Origin of the sequence: Chryseobacterium angstadtii (assembly GCF_001045465.1) — a bacterium.
Lineage (GTDB): Bacteria > Bacteroidota > Bacteroidia > Flavobacteriales > Weeksellaceae > Chryseobacterium > Chryseobacterium angstadtii.
Window position 1 is genome coordinate 576,966 of the sequence record NZ_LFND01000003.1, and the last position, 15,565, is coordinate 592,530.

A 15,565-nucleotide genomic window follows, 5' to 3' on the forward strand; every position below is an offset into this window, starting at 1 on the left:
CCGAACGCTCTTTAATAACAACTCCTCACATTTCGTGGGGAGTTTTTTATTGGTAACAATCCTTTTCTGAGCAAATGAAATAATATATTTTCTCCCGTAGACCAGTTTGACTGAGCAGCTTCAATCTTTAAAAGTCCGGCATCAAAATCTGCATAATCTGCAAAATCCGCGCGAGCTTAAAGATTGAATAAAAACATCTGTGCTCCTCTGTGAAATCCGTGGTTAATGAAAAATATTAACCACAAAAGTCACAAAAGCTTTTAGACATTTATTTTTAAGCTTAAATACTTTGAAAACAGAAGTTCACTAAGGTTATGTATTAGCGGTATAAAATTTTATCGGAGATAAAATCTTTGCGCCTTATGCCCATAAAGCAAGTAAAAAAATAGCGTCTTTGCGTGTTCCAACAAGAATTTGCATCATCTGCACAATCTGCGAGATCTTAAAGAAATTCAAACATTAAGTTTTTAAGAAATTTAAGAAGAATATAGCTTAAAAAAAATCATTTGATTTTTCTCTTAATTCTCCTTACCTCCTTCACTCATCTTAATGTTTCAAAAAAGTAATCAGAAATGATCAATCATATCATTTCAATAAGAAACAAACTCCTTTACTTCGTATTACTTTTATAAGTGAAACGCCTTTGTCTACCTTAAAATAATGGCATTTTAAAATAGCCTTGTCTATCCTTGCGATAAAAAAACACAGCCAGTAAAGGAAAAAATCTTTTTTTTAAATTAAAACATCTCTCAAATTAAACTTAAACAGATCTGCTATATCTATCACAAATAGAAGATTAAAACTAAACACATTTTAAACTTATTTTAAATTCACCATATTGAGGAATTATCTTTCGGTATTTAATGAATTTTTGCATTATATTTGTTATAAACATAAACCATGAAAAACAATTTATTGATTTTTGCGTTTAGTTTTTTGGCTTTCCCCGCTTTTTGCCGGGCACAGTCTGCGCCGGATTTCAAAGAACTTCTGGACAGTGCTATGGTTTGGGATTCTGAGCTCAAAATGCAGATTACCCAGAATAAACTCACAGACCTTGACGGACACAAACTGAAAGACATCTTTCTTCCCACTCTGGAACTCAGCGGCCAGGCCGGATACCTGAACGGTACGGTAAGACTTACGTCACCGGAAATCAATCTGGCGCCCTTCATCAATATTCCCGAAGGAAGTTTCAATAATAATGTCAACGTTTCCGGATTCTCAGGAATTGCAAAAGCAGATGCCAAAATGCTTCTCTATTCAGGTGGAAAGGTGAAATACCTTAAAAAAGCCATCGAAGAAAAAAAGATTTCCGAAGATATACTCATTGAGAAAACGAAAGATGATGTGGTAGCCAATATTTCTAAGGCCTATGATCAGCTGGCATTGATTCACCAATCCAAAAAAGTTCTCGATGAAAGTAAAAAGAGACTTGATATCAACCGGAAAACAGCAGATAAAGCATTAGGCTATGGTCTGATTACTCCATATGATCATAAAAAGATTGAACTTGCACAGGCCACACTGAATGCCAAAATGGTAGAGTACGAAGGTAAGAAAGAACTTCTGCTCACCCAGCTTTATATTCTTACAGGGATTAATAAAGAACGTCTCAGGATGATTGATCCTGTGCTTTCACCTCTGGAACTTCTTTCTTCGGAAAAAGGAATAGAAGAAAGAGCTGAGGTTCGCGCGCTCGAGCATGGAATAACGGCTGCGGATTACAAGATAAAAGCAGAAAGAACCTGGATGATTCCTAAAGTACAGCTCATGGCTTCTGCCTATTATATTGGGCTTTACGGCAGCCGTATCAAAACTTCTGAGAATGTAATTCCCGCGGTTCCGGCTTTAGGCTATGAAGGAGCAAAACTGGATTGGAGACCAACCAATATTAATGTTCTTCCTTTATTAACGGCCGGAGTTGGCTTCAAATGGGAAATATTTGACGGAAAAGAAGGAAAGCATGCCGAAGAAACGGCTAAAGTTGGAAAAGAAGTTCTTCAGAATAAAAAAGAAGATGCCTTAAAAAAACTTACTCTGAATCTGGCTAATAATCAGACGAATTATGATATAGCGACTGCACAGATCACTTTAAAAGCCAAAGAAAAGGAGTTGGCTCAAAATGCCTTGATTCAAGCTGAAAAAGAATTCAGATACGGAATGAGTAAATCCTCACAGCTCATTGATGCCGAAAACGACCTTGAAGTGGTTGAGCTTGAATATCAGAATGCCCTTTTCAACCAGAGAAGAGCAGGAATAGAACTCATGAGATCTACTCAGGAACTCGATATTACCAAACTGTATTAATCCCTTACCATTAAAACGATGCATAAAAATATATTCATAGCCTTTGCAGCTCTTTTTTTATTAGGGAGCTGTGCTGAAAAAAAAGAAAACCTGAATGATTCCGAAGGAAAAACAAAAAAAGAAGTAATCTCTTTTGCTCCTAAAGTAACCGGAAGAATCCTTAAAATATACGTTTCCGAAGGTCAGACTGTAAAGAAAGGGGATACGCTGGCTCTGCTTGATGTACCGGAAGTTTCAGCAAAAATTGCTCAGGCCCAGGGAGCGGTAAGTGCCGCAACAGCCCAGGAACAGATGGCTAAAAACGGAGCTACCGCAGACCAGCTGAGACAGCTTCAGGCTAAATACAAAGGATTGAAAGAACAGTATGAATTTGCCCAGAAATCTTTTAAAAGAGCCAATAATATGTTCCGCGACAGCCTTATGTCTCCTCAGGCGTATGATGAAGTTTATGCTAAACTTCAGGGCGCAAAAGCTCAATATGATGCCGTTGTAGCAGAACTGGACGACGTACAGAGAGGAACCCGCTTCGAAAAAGTGGAAATGGCGGCCGGACAGGCTTCACAGGCCAAAGGAGCTCTTCAGGAAGCGAATGTAGCATATTCCGAAAGATACATTATGGCGACCAATGACATGGAAATAGAAACCATCAGCTTGAATACGGGGGAACTTGCTACCGCAGGTTTTGCTTTATTCAACGGATATATTCCTGAAAGCACTTATTTCAGGTTTACAGTTCCCGAAAGTGCCATCTCAAAATATAAGAAAGGGCAGGAAGTAAACATGCAGGTGGTTTACAACAAAGAAAACCTGCTGGGAACGGTTGTCTATATCAAACAGCTGACCAGATATGCAGATATTACGACTGCTTATCCCGATTACCAGCTGCAGGATGCTGTTTACGAGATCAAAGTGAAGCCCGTAGACATGAATAAGGCAAAAACGATATTGGTAAATGCTAACGTAATCCTGAAATAATTATGAAAGAATTTTTCCGGCTTTTGAAACGTGAGTTCAGGCTTTTTATCGGCAATTCTACGCTGAGGACCGTTTTTTTTCTGGCCCCGGTATTTTATGCCACACTTCTGGGTTTTGTTTATAAAAGCGGAAAAGTAGAAAATACACCTGTACTGGTTATAGACAGGGACAATACTCCTTTGTCAAGTCAGTTGACGGATATGCTGGATGATAATAAAAGCATCAGTATTATTAAATATGCCCAGGAACCTTTGAGTATAAAAGATGAGGTCATCAGACACGAAGCTGCTGCTGTAGTGATTATTCCGTCAAGGTTTGAAGCCAATATGCTCCAGAAAAAATACCCTGAACTGAATGTATACATTAATACCGGAAACGTTCTGACCGCCAATTTTGCCTCTAAAGCTCTTCAGCTTACCATAGGAACTTTCTCTGCCGGAGCGTCCATAAAAGCTTTACAGAAAGCAGGAATGCCCGCAACAAAAGCAGCTACGCAGTACGAACCTTTCAAAGCCAATTACATCACCCTTTTCAATACCACCGGAAACTACCTGATCTTTATGTGGCCTGCTATGTTAGCAGTTGTTTTGCAGCAGGTGATTCTTTTGGCCATGGCAGTAAGTTTTGCCGCTGAATTCGAAAGAGGCTCTTTTGTAAAAGAATATCTGAAAATGAAAAGATGGGCATTCCCGACGATGCTTATTAAAGTGATTCCAATCTGGTTCTTTTCTATCCTTATTGTTGGAGTTTACTACTTTATGCATATGATTTTCCGGGTTCCGATGCCGGAAGGAATACTCAATTTTATTGTTCTTACCGCAGTGTTTGTTGGTTCTGTATCCTTCTTAGGAGTATTGATCAGTATCCTTATTCCGGACGCCTTGAAAGCGACACAGATTTTAATGGTGATTGCATCGCCGGCATTCATCATCAGCGGATTCACATGGCCTTTGAGTGCCATGCCTGCATTTGTTCAGTTTATTGCGAATATTATTCCTCTGACTCCTTTTCTTCAGGCCTTTAAAATCTTATTGATACAGAAAGGCTCTGTAGAACTCACTTTTCCTTATTTGAAACATTTAAGCATTTTACTGGTTGTTTACGGTATTCTGGGCTGGATTGCGCTAAAGATCAAACTTTGGTTTGTTTTTAGAAATGTTGTTCCAGAAGAGGTAGAGGAAGTGGTAGAGTAGTTGTGGATTTCGTGATGCGGGTTCCGAGTTTCGAGTTTTGAGAGCTGGAGAGTTTGAGGTAAATGCAGAAACATTGAATGAATGACAAATATCTGGTGGCTGAGGGCCTCGAAGTCACCAGTTCATCTCTCTTATCTGAAAAATAAAACCTTATTTGCGTTTTACAACTAACAACCAGTAACTGACAACCAATAATCCAAACCTCGTACCTCGCATCCCGAACCTCACCCCTCAAACACGTCACCATTTTTTTCATCCGGCTGTAAAATCAAAAGAAAAAACTGATATATTTGCTTTCAGATAATTAGAAAGAATATGGAAAATGTATTTGACGCAAAAGACGCTCAAAACTATATTAACAGAATAAATAATTTGGTGGAAGATACCCATGGTTTGTGGGGTAAAATGACAGTGGATCAGATGCTTGCACACTGTAATGTGTCTTATGAAATGGTATATGAACCTGAAAAACATAAAAAACCGGGATCTATTGCCAAGTTTATTCTGAAAACTTTTGTAAAGCCAAAAGTGATTGGAGAAAAAGCATATCCAAGAGATTCTCCTACAGCTCCACAGTTTTTAATTACAGGAAGGAAAAATTTTGATGATGAGAAAAAAAGACTGATTGGTTTCATTCAGAAAACACAGCAGTTGGGACCTGAAGCATTTGACGGTAAAGAATCATTTTCTTTCGGAAAATTAAACTATCAGGAATGGAATAATATGTTTGCGAAGCATTTGAACCATCACCTTTCCCAGTTTGGAGTTTAAACCTTTACACAATGAAAAAATTTTTATGGATCCTCATTCTTGCCTGCAATTTTGCATGGGCACAAATGCCGGATATTTCAAATGTATGGCTGAATAACAGTAAACCCTACATTGGAACTATTGGCGACCGTGGTCAGGAACTGAAACTGAAAGTCAATATTTCCGAACAGAACAAGAAAAACGACCAGGAATATTTTATTTCCGGGTATTCTCTCGTAGATGAAAACTATGCAAAGTTTGAAGGGAAAGTAACGATTACAAAATACAGGGATGCCAAAAGAAAAGGAGTGGTATTTGGAGAATATGAACTGGCAGAAGAAGCGAAAGGAAAACATTCAGGTATTTTTAAAGGTAGATTTGTGTATACCTTCAGGTGGAACAAGAAAACTGAAAAGATAGAAGGACAGTATATAGAACTGATTGGAGATTGGAAAAGTTACGACGGATCACTGGATTTTAAAACCCGTTTAAAAAATCAATAACCATGTTAAGACGAATATTGGCGGTCCCGGCCGGATTGATAGCAGGGATGATCTGCATCACCATCATTGAAAAAATAGGACATCAGCTTTATCCGCCGCCTGCAGCGGCCGGAAGCGGAGATATGGAAGCGATGAAAGAATATGTGGCAAGTGCCCCTTTCATGGCCTTGTTCTTTGTAATCATAGGATATGCTTTGGCGGCTTTCGTTTCAGGATTTACCGCTTCAAAAATTGCCAATAACGGAAAGCACACCTCTGCAGCTGTCTGTGGAGTTATTTTCCTTTTTATAACTCTTTATATGATGTTTACACTGCCAACTCCTCTTTGGTTCTGGGTTCTTGGAGTCCTGGTTTGGGGATTGGTATGGGTAGGAAGTCAATTCGCTTTAAAAACAAGAAAAATATAGAATTTCTGGGATCAAGGTAAACCCAATACCTCTGATCTAGGCGATTCCGTATAACCATAAAAAATTAAAATGTATATATGAGATTAGGAGCATTTTCAATCAGCTTAAGTGTAAAAGACCTTGAAAAGTCTAAAGATTTTTACGAGAAACTGGGCTTTGCCGTTATGGCCGGTAAAATGGAACAGAATTATCTGATCATGAAAAATGGAAGTACTCTGGTAGGGTTGTTTCAGGCAATGTTTGACGGAAATATGCTGACATTCAACCCGGGATGGGATGAAAATGCACAGAATCTTGAATCTTTTGACGATGTGCGAAGCATCCAGAAACATCTGCTGGAAAATGGAGTACAGCTTGATAAATCTGCTGATGAAACTACAGAAGGCCCGGAACATATTTTTCTGAAAGATCCAGATGGTAATATGATTTTAATTGATCAGCACAGATAACGGAATCTATGAAAGTATTAAAAGGAATCATCCTCGTTCTGGCTTCCGTTCTTATCTTATGGATGGTGGTAGCAGCTTTTATTTCAGGAGACTGTGTTTATGAAAAATCAATCAGCATCAATGCTCCTACCGAAACAGTATGGCATCAAACCAATACATTAAAGGCAATGGATCAGTGGAGCCCATGGAATGATCTGGATCCGGGAATGAAGAAAGATTGGAGCGGAACCACAGGACAGATTGGAGAAAAAGTATGTTGGGACAGTCAGAAAGAGGCTGCCGGAAAAGGATGTCAGGAAATAAAAAAGATAGATGCAGCCGGGAAAAGAATAGATACGGATATTCAGTTTTTGACACCTTATAAAAGTGAGGCTCATACCTACGTGAAAATTATTCCGGAAGGTAGCGGAAGTAAAGTGACATGGGGATTCATATCAAAAATACCTTATCCCTTTACGGTAATGAAAATGTTTACGAATATGGAAGGTGCTATAGGAAAAGATTACCAGAAGGGGCTTTCCAGATTAAAAGAATTATCTGAGAAACCTTAAACAGAAACTCATTAAAACTTAACAAATAAAAAAAACAATCATGGCATCAGTAAACGTTTATTTAACATTTAATGGAAACTGCAAAGAAGCATTCGATTTCTATAAGTCAGTTTTCGGAGGAGAATATCCTTACATCGGAACTTTCGGGGAAATGCCTCCAATGGAAGGCAAGGAAACTCCTGAGGGAGACAAAGACAAAATCATGCACGTTTCCCTTCCTATTTCAAAGGAAACCATCCTGATGGGAAGCGATACAGGAGGAGAATGGGCATCTCATTTCAAAGCAGGAAATAATTTCTCCATTTCCGTAAACGCAGAATCTAAAGAAGAAGCGGACAAGCTGTTCAGCGGGCTTTCAGCAGGCGGACAGGTTACCATGCCGATGGCAGATACTTTCTGGGGCGCTTATTTCGGAATGTTTACCGATAAATTTGAGATCAACTGGATGGTAAACTATGACGATCCTGCTAAAATGCAGCAGCATCCGTAAATTTATATTTTAAATACGAAATATAGTTAAAACTAACCGGCAGATTTTTCTGTCGGTTTTTATTTTATAATACATTTGCATTTCAAAAATTTTTAAATTTGAGGATAGGCAGCAGATGAGAGGAAGCAGGGATTAGAAATTAGGACGGGTGATAAAGCCTACTGCTTAACGCTTACTGCCTAAAGCAAAAAAACAAAACAGATATGAAATTTACAATCGAACAGATCAAAGCAGAACATCAGAAAGTAAAAAGCGGAGCAGACTTTCCTCAATATATTAAAGCCATAAAAGATCTTGGTGTTTCAAAGTATACCGTGGCTGTTGCAGATGGAAATACCCAGTATTTTGATACGGAAAACGAAACGGCGCAGACCGGAAAGAAGTATGAGCCACTTAACATTTCCCGGAACCTAAATCTGGAATATTTTAAAGAAAGACTGAAGCTTCATCAGCAAGGCGGAACAGATTATCCTACATTCTGCAACGACTGCGCAGAAAATGGAGTAATAGGTTGGAAAATGGATCTTAATGCAATGACCTGTACTTACCTGGATGAACAAGGAAACGAAATTCTGGTAGAACAGATTCCCGGCTAACAAACAACAGTCTGTTAATTATTCCCCAAAACCCGAAAGCCCGAATCACGAATCACGAAACCCGTACCCCGAAACCCAATACACGTATTGTTTGCTATTATTGATTTAAATTATTAATTTTGTTTTGCACGATAGATAATAGTAATTGAATAATATGAGAAAGGTCTTTACCAGGTTGGCATGTATAGTATTAAGTTTGGGATCGCTGGCTGCATGGGCGCAGAAAAACGATTTAGGAGCATGGTATATGTATTTCGGAAATAATAAGATCAGCAAAAAGCTGAACTGGCACAACGAGATTCAGTACAGAAACTTTGATGCGGTAGGAGACCTGGAACAGTTACTCATCCGTACCGGAATTGGATATGATCTGAGTGAAAACAACAATAATGTTTTGCTGGGCTATGGTTTTATCCTGAGTCAGCCTTATGTAAACGGAGAGAAGAAGGAAAATATAGAACACAGAATCTTCCAGCAGTTCATTACCAAACAGAAATTCGGACGTTTCAATCTGCAGCACAGATACCGTTTGGAAGAACGTTTCCTGCAGGATGATTTCAGAATGAGATTCCGTTATATGATCGGGCTGAATATTCCGATTACCCAGAAAGAAATGCTTCCGAAATCATTATATGCTTCCGTGTATAATGAGATTTTTCTGCATTTTGATAATCCCGTTTTCGACAGAAACAGGGTGTATGGAGCTTTGGGATACGTAATTAACAAAAATATGAGGATAGAAGCCGGCTACATGAACCAGATCCAGGAGAATAAAAACCGCGGACAGATTCAGATCGGTTTTTATAATAATATTCCTTTTAATAAAAATTAATATTGACAGTTCCTGCCGGATGCTTTGATGAAGAAAAAAACTGTTAGTTTAGAAAACAGAATCAACAGATAAAAATAAATAAACACATATGCATTCAGGGAAAAGATTTGGAGCGATTGAGTTCGCTACCTGGACAAGACGCAGTATCTATGTTTTAACGATACTGTCTGCAATACCCACAGTATTGTACTTTTTAGGGTGGAAATTCGTTTCCGTTCCCTGGCAGCCCATTGCTATTCTGGGAACAGCAGTGGCCTTTATTGTAGGTTTCAAAAATAATGCGAGCTACAGCAGACTTTGGGAAGCCAGACAGATTTATGGCGCTATTATCAATGACAGCCGTAGTTTCGGGTATATCCTGAGAGATGCACTTTCTGGTAAAGATCCCGGAAAAGTAAAGGAGATGTTTCTTCGTCATTATGCCTGGCTTACGGCCCTTCGTTTTCAGTTGAGAGAACCCAGAGCATGGGAAAATATGGGAACGGCGCAGTATGACGAATATGCAAAAAAATATGATATTCCGGAAAGGCAGACCAAAATAGAAGACGAGCTTAAAAAATACCTTTCGGAAACGGAACTTCAGTATATTTTAAGCAAAAAGAACAGAGCTACCCAATTGATGGCCAGTCAGAGCAAAGAACTTTCCGAAGCTTATGCCAAAGGAGAGATCAATGATTTTCAGTGGACACAGATTAATCAGCAGCTGGTAAAATTTACCGATGATCAGGGAAAAGCCGAAAGAATCAAAAACTTTCCGTATCCCCGAAATTTTTCATCAATTACCACTTATCTTTTGCTGCTCTTCATCCTTTTTGTTCCTTTTGGATTATTAAAAGAACTGGATAAACTTGGTGAGGGAACGGTTTTGGAAGGCTGGACAATATGGTTTAATATTCCGTTTTCATTGATGGTAACCTGGTGCTTCCATACGCTGGACAGTGTAGGAGAGGCCTCCGTAAACCCTTTTGAAGGCAGCCCGAATGATGTACCGATCACCCAGATCAGCCGTACCATAGAGATTGATATGAGAGATATGCTGGATGAAGCTGATCTTCCGCCAGCCATTGCTCCAAAGAACAATATTGTACTTTAATAACAAAAAAGACCCACCAAACCTTATAGGTTTTCAAAACCTATAAGGTTTAAAAAAGAAAAAGAAAAGGATAAAAAGCAAAAAAGCTGAAAATCTCCAATTTTCTTACGCCTTAAAAACATCTACCTTAAACAACCTTGCACCTTCACAATAACCAACAAAAAAGGTTCAGTTAACCAAACCCAAACAACAACTAAAACAACAACTCAAAATGATTCACAGTTATGTTATCATATCCATTGCAGTTCTATTGTCTGTAATGATATTGGTGATGATAGGGCAAAAGCTGAAAGTAGCTTATCCTATTTTCCTGGTGATTGCCGGTCTTCTGATCAGTTTAATTCCCGGAATGCCTCATATTGAAATAGAGCCCGATCTCGTATTCCTTATTTTCCTTCCCCCGATTCTGTTTGAAGCGGCATGGTTTACCTCGTGGCAGGATTTTCACAAATGGAGAAAGCAGATCTTTTCTATGGCTTTCGGGCTGGTGTTCTTAACTTCCGTAGTGGTGGCTTATCTCTCATCTTCCATTATTCCGGGGCTCACCGTTGCAATGGGCTTCCTTTTGGGAGGGGTAAATTCTCCACCCGATGCCGTAGCGGCTACATCCGTGCTGAAGCATATGAAAATTCCGAAAAAAATTACCAGTATCCTTGAAGGCGAAAGTCTGATCAATGATGCTTCCAGTTTAATTGTATTTAAATTTGCTCTGGCAGCTGTTATTTCAGGGCAGTTTATCTGGAGAGATGCTATTCAGGATTTCTTTATGATGGCAGTAGGTGGAGTGGCAGTAGGTGTTGCGGTAGGAATGTTATTTGGAGCTTTGCTGAAGATTATTCCTTCCAATTCCAATATTGATACCGTGATTACGCTTATCGTTCCTTACATTATGTATGTTGGAGCGGAACATTTCCATTTTTCGGGAGTACTGGCGGTAGTGGCGGGAGGACTTCTGATGTCTTACAATTCGCACTGTTATTTAAGTCATACTTCAAGGATACAGTCCGGAAATGTATGGAGTGTCCTGATATTCCTGATGAATACCATTATTTTTATTCTGATAGGACTTGAACTTCCTGTAGTGGTTGCGGCCATGAAAGACTATACCATTTCAGAAGGAATCTTTTACAGCGTGGTGATTGGAGGTGTTATTATTCTGACCAGAATACTGTACAGCTATGCGGTGATGTATTTCCCGAGACTCTGCTCTAAAGAATTAAGATTAAAAATTCCAAAACCGGATTGGCGGGAACCTTTCATTATCAGCTTTGCTGCAATGAGAGGAGTGGTGTCATTGGCTGCAGCTCTTTCCATTCCTGCTTTTCTGCCAAATGGAGAAGCTTTTCCGCACAGGAATATCATTTTATTCGTAACTTTCGTCATCATATTAATCACCTTGGTTGGGCAGGGACTTCTTCTTACGCCTATCTTAAAATGGTTAAAAATAGACGATGCAGGAAGCGAGCTGCCGGAAGAAAAACAGGAAGTGATCCTGATGCGTAAACTTAAAGAAACGGCACTGCACAAACTTGACAATGATTTTTCTGAACTGGCCGTGAAAAATACACTGGTACGTCATCAGAAACATAAATTGGAAACCGAAATGATGCTGATGGCAGATAAAGCCCAATGTATGGCTTCTACGGGAGATTATGTGAATGCTGTCAATGAAAATAAAGATGTGCTCCGCCAGATTATCCAGGCCCAGAGAAACGAACTGCACCGGATGAAAAAAGAAAAAATATTTGATGATCATGTGATGAGAAGTATAGAAATGCAGCTGGATTTCGATGAAGCCAAAATCACAGGATTTTCTCACAGCTAAAACTGTAACATTAAATCTGATCCAATGAATACACCCATCACTGTTCAGTACAAAATAAACGCTCCAATTGAAAAAGTATGGAATGCGCTGACCGATAAAAACGAAATGAAATCCTGGTATTTTACAATTCCGGATTTTGTTTTGGAAACAGGGAAAGAATTTGATTTTTACGAATCCTGCGATGGAGGGAAATACCTTCATCATTGCCGTATTGAAGAAATTATTCCTAATAAGAAATTAAAGCATACCTGGGCATATCCGGAACTTTCTGACGCTGTAACTACGGTAACATGGGATCTTCTGAAGGAAAATGAAGGAACTCTGGTCACATTAATCCATGAAAATATCGAAGGCTTTGATGGGCTGGGGGAAGTCTTTTCCAGAAAGAGCTTTACTGAAGGCTGGCATGCAATTATTGGACAGAGCATGAAAGAATACCTGGAAAAATAAAGAAAATGATTAAGCTGAAAACATTCGAAACAGAAGATATTCCTGAACTGATTTCTAAAATTAAAGACAAAAGAGAGCTGCTTCAGTTTGCCGGCCCCGCCTACCATTTTCCCCTGACAAAAGAACAGCTGATGGGTGATGTGGAAAACGAAAACAGACAGATGTTTAAGATTTCTGAAGAAACCGGGGACAGAGTGATTGGCCATGCACAGTTATTTTTAAAAGAAAAAACCTTTCTGCTGGGAAGAATTCTGATCTGGGACGAAAACAACAGAGGAAAAGGCTATGGAAAGAAAGTGGTACAGGAATTACTGCAATACGGCTTTGGTCATTTTGATCGAAAAACAGCAGAACTCAATGTTTACGACTGGAATACCGGTGCTATTGAATGCTACAAAAAAGTAGGTTTTGAAATAGATCCGGACGTTATGAGTGAAGTCAGTATTGATAATGAATCGTGGCTTTCCATTAATATGAAAATCAGTAAAAATACTTTTGAATTCAGGAAAATATGACATTTACAGCGCTCCGTCCTATACTTTGGACAGAAAATATAGATGAGACCATCGAATTTTATACCCGGATTTTAGGGTTTACTCTGATGGGAAGAAATGATGACTGGCAATGGGCTTCGCTTTGTAAAGATGAAGTGCAGATCATGCTTTCTCAGAATGAATACGAAAAAAAGAGCGGAATAGGCTTTACAGGCTCATTTTATTTCAATGTAGACAATGTGGATGAACTCTGGGAAGATCTTAAAACAAAAGCGAAAGTCTGCTATGAAATCGAGACTTTTGACTGGGAAATGAGAGAGTTTGCGATCTATGACAACAATGGTTATTTGTTACAATTTGGACAGTCTGTCGATACTATTGGCAATACGGAATAAAATTTGCTATTTTTGGGGAAATATTTAGAAATTCAATGAAAAAGAACATCATACTTGGTTTAGCGGTCGTTTTGATGCTGGCATCTTGTAATAAAGATGAGAAAATTCTCAACACGCTGAACGAATATAACAATACAATGGCAGATAAAGGATATCACTTCGGTGATAAACTTGAACTTCCGAAAGAGGTAACGGAAAATGCAGAAAGTATCAGCATTAGTTTTGGAGATAAGGAAACATCCAGCTTAACTGTTGATCCCAAATTTTTCACTTTAGGTGATAATGCCGTTACTTTTAATATCAAAACAAAAGGCGGAAAAGTTCTTAATCAGGATGCAACTATTAACGTATTCGCAAAAAATCCTGAAAAAAATATAGCGTATCAGATTATTGCAGAATATCCGCATGATCCGAAAAACTTTGTACAGGGATTCCAGATTGAAGGAAATACCATCTATGAAAGTGACGGGCAGAATGGCTCTTCTCAAATCCTGAAATATACTTTGGGAACTACAACGCCTCTCGCCTCTACAAAACAAGCCCAAGAAGATTTCTCTGAAGGGAGTACCATTGTGGGAGATAAAGTGTATCAGCTTACGTGGCAGAGCAAAAAAGGGTATGTTTATGACAAAAGCTCTTTAAAACTGCTTTCAGAATTTGCTTATCCAAATGTTTTAGGTGAAGGATGGGGACTTACTTATGACGGGAAAAACCTGATTGCATCAGATGGAAGCAAGCTTTTGTATTTCCTTGATCCTGCTGATCCTTCAAAACTGATTAAGTATGTTGCAGTAGCCGGAAGCTCTCAGATTTATGATCAGCTGAACGAACTGGAATACCACAACGGATTTATCTACGCGAATGTATGGCAGAAGCCGGTGGTGTTAAAAATCAATCCTTCAACGGGAGAAGTCGTAGGAACATTTGATTTTACTGATATTGCCAGCAAAAACACCAAAGGAAGTGATGATGTCTTGAACGGTATTGCTTTCAAAGGGGATAATATGCTTGTTACAGGTAAAAACTGGTCAAAAATCTATGAAGTTCAGATCAAATAATTGAATTGAAGATCTATCTATAAAGTATAGCGTTCCTATGGAGCGCTATTTTCATTACAGAATAAAAAATAATATTTTTGATGGATAATTGGGAACGTTCTGATGACAGAGTAGAACTGTCCGGAAATTTATAAATTCCCATACCATATTCATTGTTTAATATTCAAATAAAAGAATGTAAATTGCTAACGTTCCGAGTAAGAAAGTTATCTTTACCAAAATAAATTTTGAAACTGTTTCATATCATATTCGTCTTCTTTTTCTGTGTAGTGAATGCGCAGAAATCTCTTCCTTTAGACACATTGAAGTTGAAGGAAGCCAGAGATATGCTGGCAGACGATTACGGAAATCTGTATATCTATAAAAACAAAGATTTCAGTTTTACAAAATATGATTCATTAGGAAAGCAGCTCGGCAAAATGATGCTTACGGTTCCCTATAAAGTTCAGTCTGTACAGAACCCCCTCAGCGTACCGTTGTTTTCTGAAAATGCCCAGGAAATGAAATTCGTAGATCAGAATATGAACGAGATTCAGAGGATTGATTTCAAACAGAAATTCGGGTTTATCAAAATGGCATATGCGGAAGACCTTCAGCAGCTATGGCTTCTGGATGACAGTACAAAGCGTCTTATACAGTATAATTTCAGAAATGACACCACCATCAATTCTTATCCTTTTGATGCCAGTTTTGATGATCTGATGGATTTGCTGGTTTATGAAACTAAAGTGTACATTTTAACCAGAAAGCACATCAGGATTTATACGCTGAAATTTGAAAAGCTCTTTGAAGCTCCGTTGGAAAACGGAAAACGGTTCAGAAGGGAAAATGATACTATTCTGGTCATTGCGGATAATTCTATCCTGAAATATGATCCTGAAAAAGGGATGGCAACAATTTTTGGAGATAAAGACGCACAAATTGTTGATAAAAACATCCTTTCTTATTTTGAAATCAAAGCGAACAAACTCTATCTTTACAACCTGGAAAAAATAAAAGAAACTAAACTGCAGACAGAACCTGAAACGAAGCAGGAACCTGTACCGGTTACAGATCCTTCATCAGAAAAACAGAACGGAGAAGAAGGTAAAAAAGCAGACGAAGAAAATAAAGAATCTCAGGAAAAAGCCCCTGATAATACCTTACAGAAGCTGATGGAGAATATTTCGGAGGTTCAGGCAGTTGGCGTTTAGT

The 15,565-nt window shown here is 38.6% G+C and carries 18 protein-coding genes; all 18 read left to right on the forward strand.

From position 1 onward, the window contains the following. Positions 1 to 900: 900 nt before the first annotated feature. A complete protein-coding gene (locus tag ACM46_RS10490; RefSeq protein WP_048506600.1) occupies positions 901 to 2,310 on the forward strand; it encodes a TolC family protein in 1,410 nt (469 codons plus the stop codon). 18 nt (positions 2,311 to 2,328) lie between these two features. Continuing rightward, on the forward strand, positions 2,329 to 3,285 hold the full coding sequence (locus ACM46_RS10495) for an HlyD family secretion protein (RefSeq protein ID WP_048506601.1): 957 nt from the start codon (positions 2,329 to 2,331) through the stop codon (positions 3,283 to 3,285). A 2-nt stretch (positions 3,286 to 3,287) separates the two neighbouring features. Further along, positions 3,288 to 4,478, forward strand: a complete 1,191-nt coding sequence (locus ACM46_RS10500; protein ID WP_048506602.1) for an ABC transporter permease — start codon at positions 3,288 to 3,290, stop codon at positions 4,476 to 4,478. A 315-nt stretch (positions 4,479 to 4,793) separates the two neighbouring features. Continuing rightward, positions 4,794 to 5,249 (forward strand): DUF1569 domain-containing protein, encoded by a 456-nt coding sequence (locus tag ACM46_RS10505; protein WP_048506603.1) that lies wholly within the window; start codon positions 4,794 to 4,796, stop codon positions 5,247 to 5,249. A gap of 11 nt (positions 5,250 to 5,260) precedes the next feature. Next, positions 5,261 to 5,731: a hypothetical protein gene (locus tag ACM46_RS10510; RefSeq protein ID WP_048506604.1), complete on the forward strand. Its 471-nt coding sequence runs from the start codon at positions 5,261 to 5,263 to the stop codon at positions 5,729 to 5,731. A gap of 2 nt (positions 5,732 to 5,733) precedes the next feature. Then, positions 5,734 to 6,138: a hypothetical protein gene (locus tag ACM46_RS10515; protein ID WP_048506605.1), complete on the forward strand. Its 405-nt coding sequence runs from the start codon at positions 5,734 to 5,736 to the stop codon at positions 6,136 to 6,138. A gap of 77 nt (positions 6,139 to 6,215) precedes the next feature. Then, on the forward strand, positions 6,216 to 6,587 hold the full coding sequence (locus ACM46_RS10520) for a VOC family protein (protein WP_048506606.1): 372 nt from the start codon (positions 6,216 to 6,218) through the stop codon (positions 6,585 to 6,587). 8 nt (positions 6,588 to 6,595) lie between these two features. Continuing rightward, on the forward strand, positions 6,596 to 7,138 hold the full coding sequence (locus ACM46_RS10525) for an SRPBCC family protein (protein WP_048506607.1): 543 nt from the start codon (positions 6,596 to 6,598) through the stop codon (positions 7,136 to 7,138). A 40-nt stretch (positions 7,139 to 7,178) separates the two neighbouring features. After that, positions 7,179 to 7,628, forward strand: coding sequence for a VOC family protein (locus tag ACM46_RS10530; protein WP_048506608.1), 450 nt, complete (start codon positions 7,179 to 7,181; stop codon positions 7,626 to 7,628). 203 nt (positions 7,629 to 7,831) lie between these two features. Then, the gene (locus tag ACM46_RS10535) at positions 7,832 to 8,224 is read left to right on the forward strand and encodes a DUF1398 domain-containing protein (protein ID WP_048506609.1); all 393 of its coding nucleotides are present in this window, start codon (positions 7,832 to 7,834) and stop codon (positions 8,222 to 8,224) included. 154 nt (positions 8,225 to 8,378) lie between these two features. Further along, a complete protein-coding gene (locus tag ACM46_RS10540) occupies positions 8,379 to 9,056 on the forward strand; it encodes a DUF2490 domain-containing protein (protein WP_048506610.1) in 678 nt (225 codons plus the stop codon). Positions 9,057 to 9,144: 88 nt separating this feature from the next. Next, a complete protein-coding gene (locus ACM46_RS10545; RefSeq protein WP_048506611.1) occupies positions 9,145 to 10,149 on the forward strand; it encodes a bestrophin family protein in 1,005 nt (334 codons plus the stop codon). A 211-nt stretch (positions 10,150 to 10,360) separates the two neighbouring features. Beyond that, positions 10,361 to 11,974 (forward strand): Na+/H+ antiporter, encoded by a 1,614-nt coding sequence (locus ACM46_RS10550; RefSeq protein ID WP_048506612.1) that lies wholly within the window; start codon positions 10,361 to 10,363, stop codon positions 11,972 to 11,974. Between the two features lie 24 nt (positions 11,975 to 11,998). Further along, positions 11,999 to 12,424 (forward strand): SRPBCC family protein, encoded by a 426-nt coding sequence (locus ACM46_RS10555; RefSeq protein WP_048506613.1) that lies wholly within the window; start codon positions 11,999 to 12,001, stop codon positions 12,422 to 12,424. Positions 12,425 to 12,429: 5 nt separating this feature from the next. After that, positions 12,430 to 12,939, forward strand: coding sequence for a GNAT family N-acetyltransferase (locus ACM46_RS10560; protein WP_048506614.1), 510 nt, complete (start codon positions 12,430 to 12,432; stop codon positions 12,937 to 12,939). After that, positions 12,936 to 13,313 carry a VOC family protein gene (locus ACM46_RS10565; RefSeq protein ID WP_048506615.1) on the forward strand — a complete coding sequence of 126 codons (378 nt, stop codon included), beginning with the start codon at positions 12,936 to 12,938 and terminating at the stop codon, positions 13,311 to 13,313. The genes ACM46_RS10560 and ACM46_RS10565 overlap by 4 nt, the downstream gene beginning before the upstream one ends. 35 nt (positions 13,314 to 13,348) lie before the next feature. Further along, positions 13,349 to 14,371 carry a glutaminyl-peptide cyclotransferase gene (locus tag ACM46_RS10570; RefSeq protein ID WP_048506616.1) on the forward strand — a complete coding sequence of 341 codons (1,023 nt, stop codon included), beginning with the start codon at positions 13,349 to 13,351 and terminating at the stop codon, positions 14,369 to 14,371. 227 nt (positions 14,372 to 14,598) lie between these two features. Beyond that, complete coding sequence (locus tag ACM46_RS10575) at positions 14,599 to 15,564, forward strand: hypothetical protein (RefSeq protein ID WP_048506617.1); 966 nt, start codon at positions 14,599 to 14,601, stop codon at positions 15,562 to 15,564. The last annotated feature ends 1 nt before the right edge of the window (position 15,565 follow it).

Bases quoted from the DNA above. Each gene is read 5' to 3' on its own strand.
- ACM46_RS10490 (WP_048506600.1), top strand. From the start codon at position 901: ATGAAAAACAATTTATTGATTTTTGCGTTTAGTTTTTTGGCTTTCCCC.
- ACM46_RS10495 (WP_048506601.1), top strand. From the start codon at position 2,329: ATGCATAAAAATATATTCATAGCCTTTGCAGCTCTTTTTTTATTAGGG.
- ACM46_RS10500 (WP_048506602.1), top strand. From the start codon at position 3,288: ATGAAAGAATTTTTCCGGCTTTTGAAACGTGAGTTCAGGCTTTTTATC.
- ACM46_RS10505 (WP_048506603.1), top strand. From the start codon at position 4,794: ATGGAAAATGTATTTGACGCAAAAGACGCTCAAAACTATATTAACAGA.
- ACM46_RS10510 (WP_048506604.1), top strand. From the start codon at position 5,261: ATGAAAAAATTTTTATGGATCCTCATTCTTGCCTGCAATTTTGCATGG.
- ACM46_RS10515 (WP_048506605.1), top strand. From the start codon at position 5,734: ATGTTAAGACGAATATTGGCGGTCCCGGCCGGATTGATAGCAGGGATG.
- ACM46_RS10520 (WP_048506606.1), top strand. From the start codon at position 6,216: ATGAGATTAGGAGCATTTTCAATCAGCTTAAGTGTAAAAGACCTTGAA.
- ACM46_RS10525 (WP_048506607.1), top strand. From the start codon at position 6,596: ATGAAAGTATTAAAAGGAATCATCCTCGTTCTGGCTTCCGTTCTTATC.
- ACM46_RS10530 (WP_048506608.1), top strand. From the start codon at position 7,179: ATGGCATCAGTAAACGTTTATTTAACATTTAATGGAAACTGCAAAGAA.
- ACM46_RS10535 (WP_048506609.1), top strand. From the start codon at position 7,832: ATGAAATTTACAATCGAACAGATCAAAGCAGAACATCAGAAAGTAAAA.
- ACM46_RS10540 (WP_048506610.1), top strand. From the start codon at position 8,379: ATGAGAAAGGTCTTTACCAGGTTGGCATGTATAGTATTAAGTTTGGGA.
- ACM46_RS10545 (WP_048506611.1), top strand. From the start codon at position 9,145: ATGCATTCAGGGAAAAGATTTGGAGCGATTGAGTTCGCTACCTGGACA.
- ACM46_RS10550 (WP_048506612.1), top strand. From the start codon at position 10,361: ATGATTCACAGTTATGTTATCATATCCATTGCAGTTCTATTGTCTGTA.
- ACM46_RS10555 (WP_048506613.1), top strand. From the start codon at position 11,999: ATGAATACACCCATCACTGTTCAGTACAAAATAAACGCTCCAATTGAA.
- ACM46_RS10560 (WP_048506614.1), top strand. From the start codon at position 12,430: ATGATTAAGCTGAAAACATTCGAAACAGAAGATATTCCTGAACTGATT.
- ACM46_RS10565 (WP_048506615.1), top strand. From the start codon at position 12,936: ATGACATTTACAGCGCTCCGTCCTATACTTTGGACAGAAAATATAGAT.
- ACM46_RS10570 (WP_048506616.1), top strand. From the start codon at position 13,349: ATGAAAAAGAACATCATACTTGGTTTAGCGGTCGTTTTGATGCTGGCA.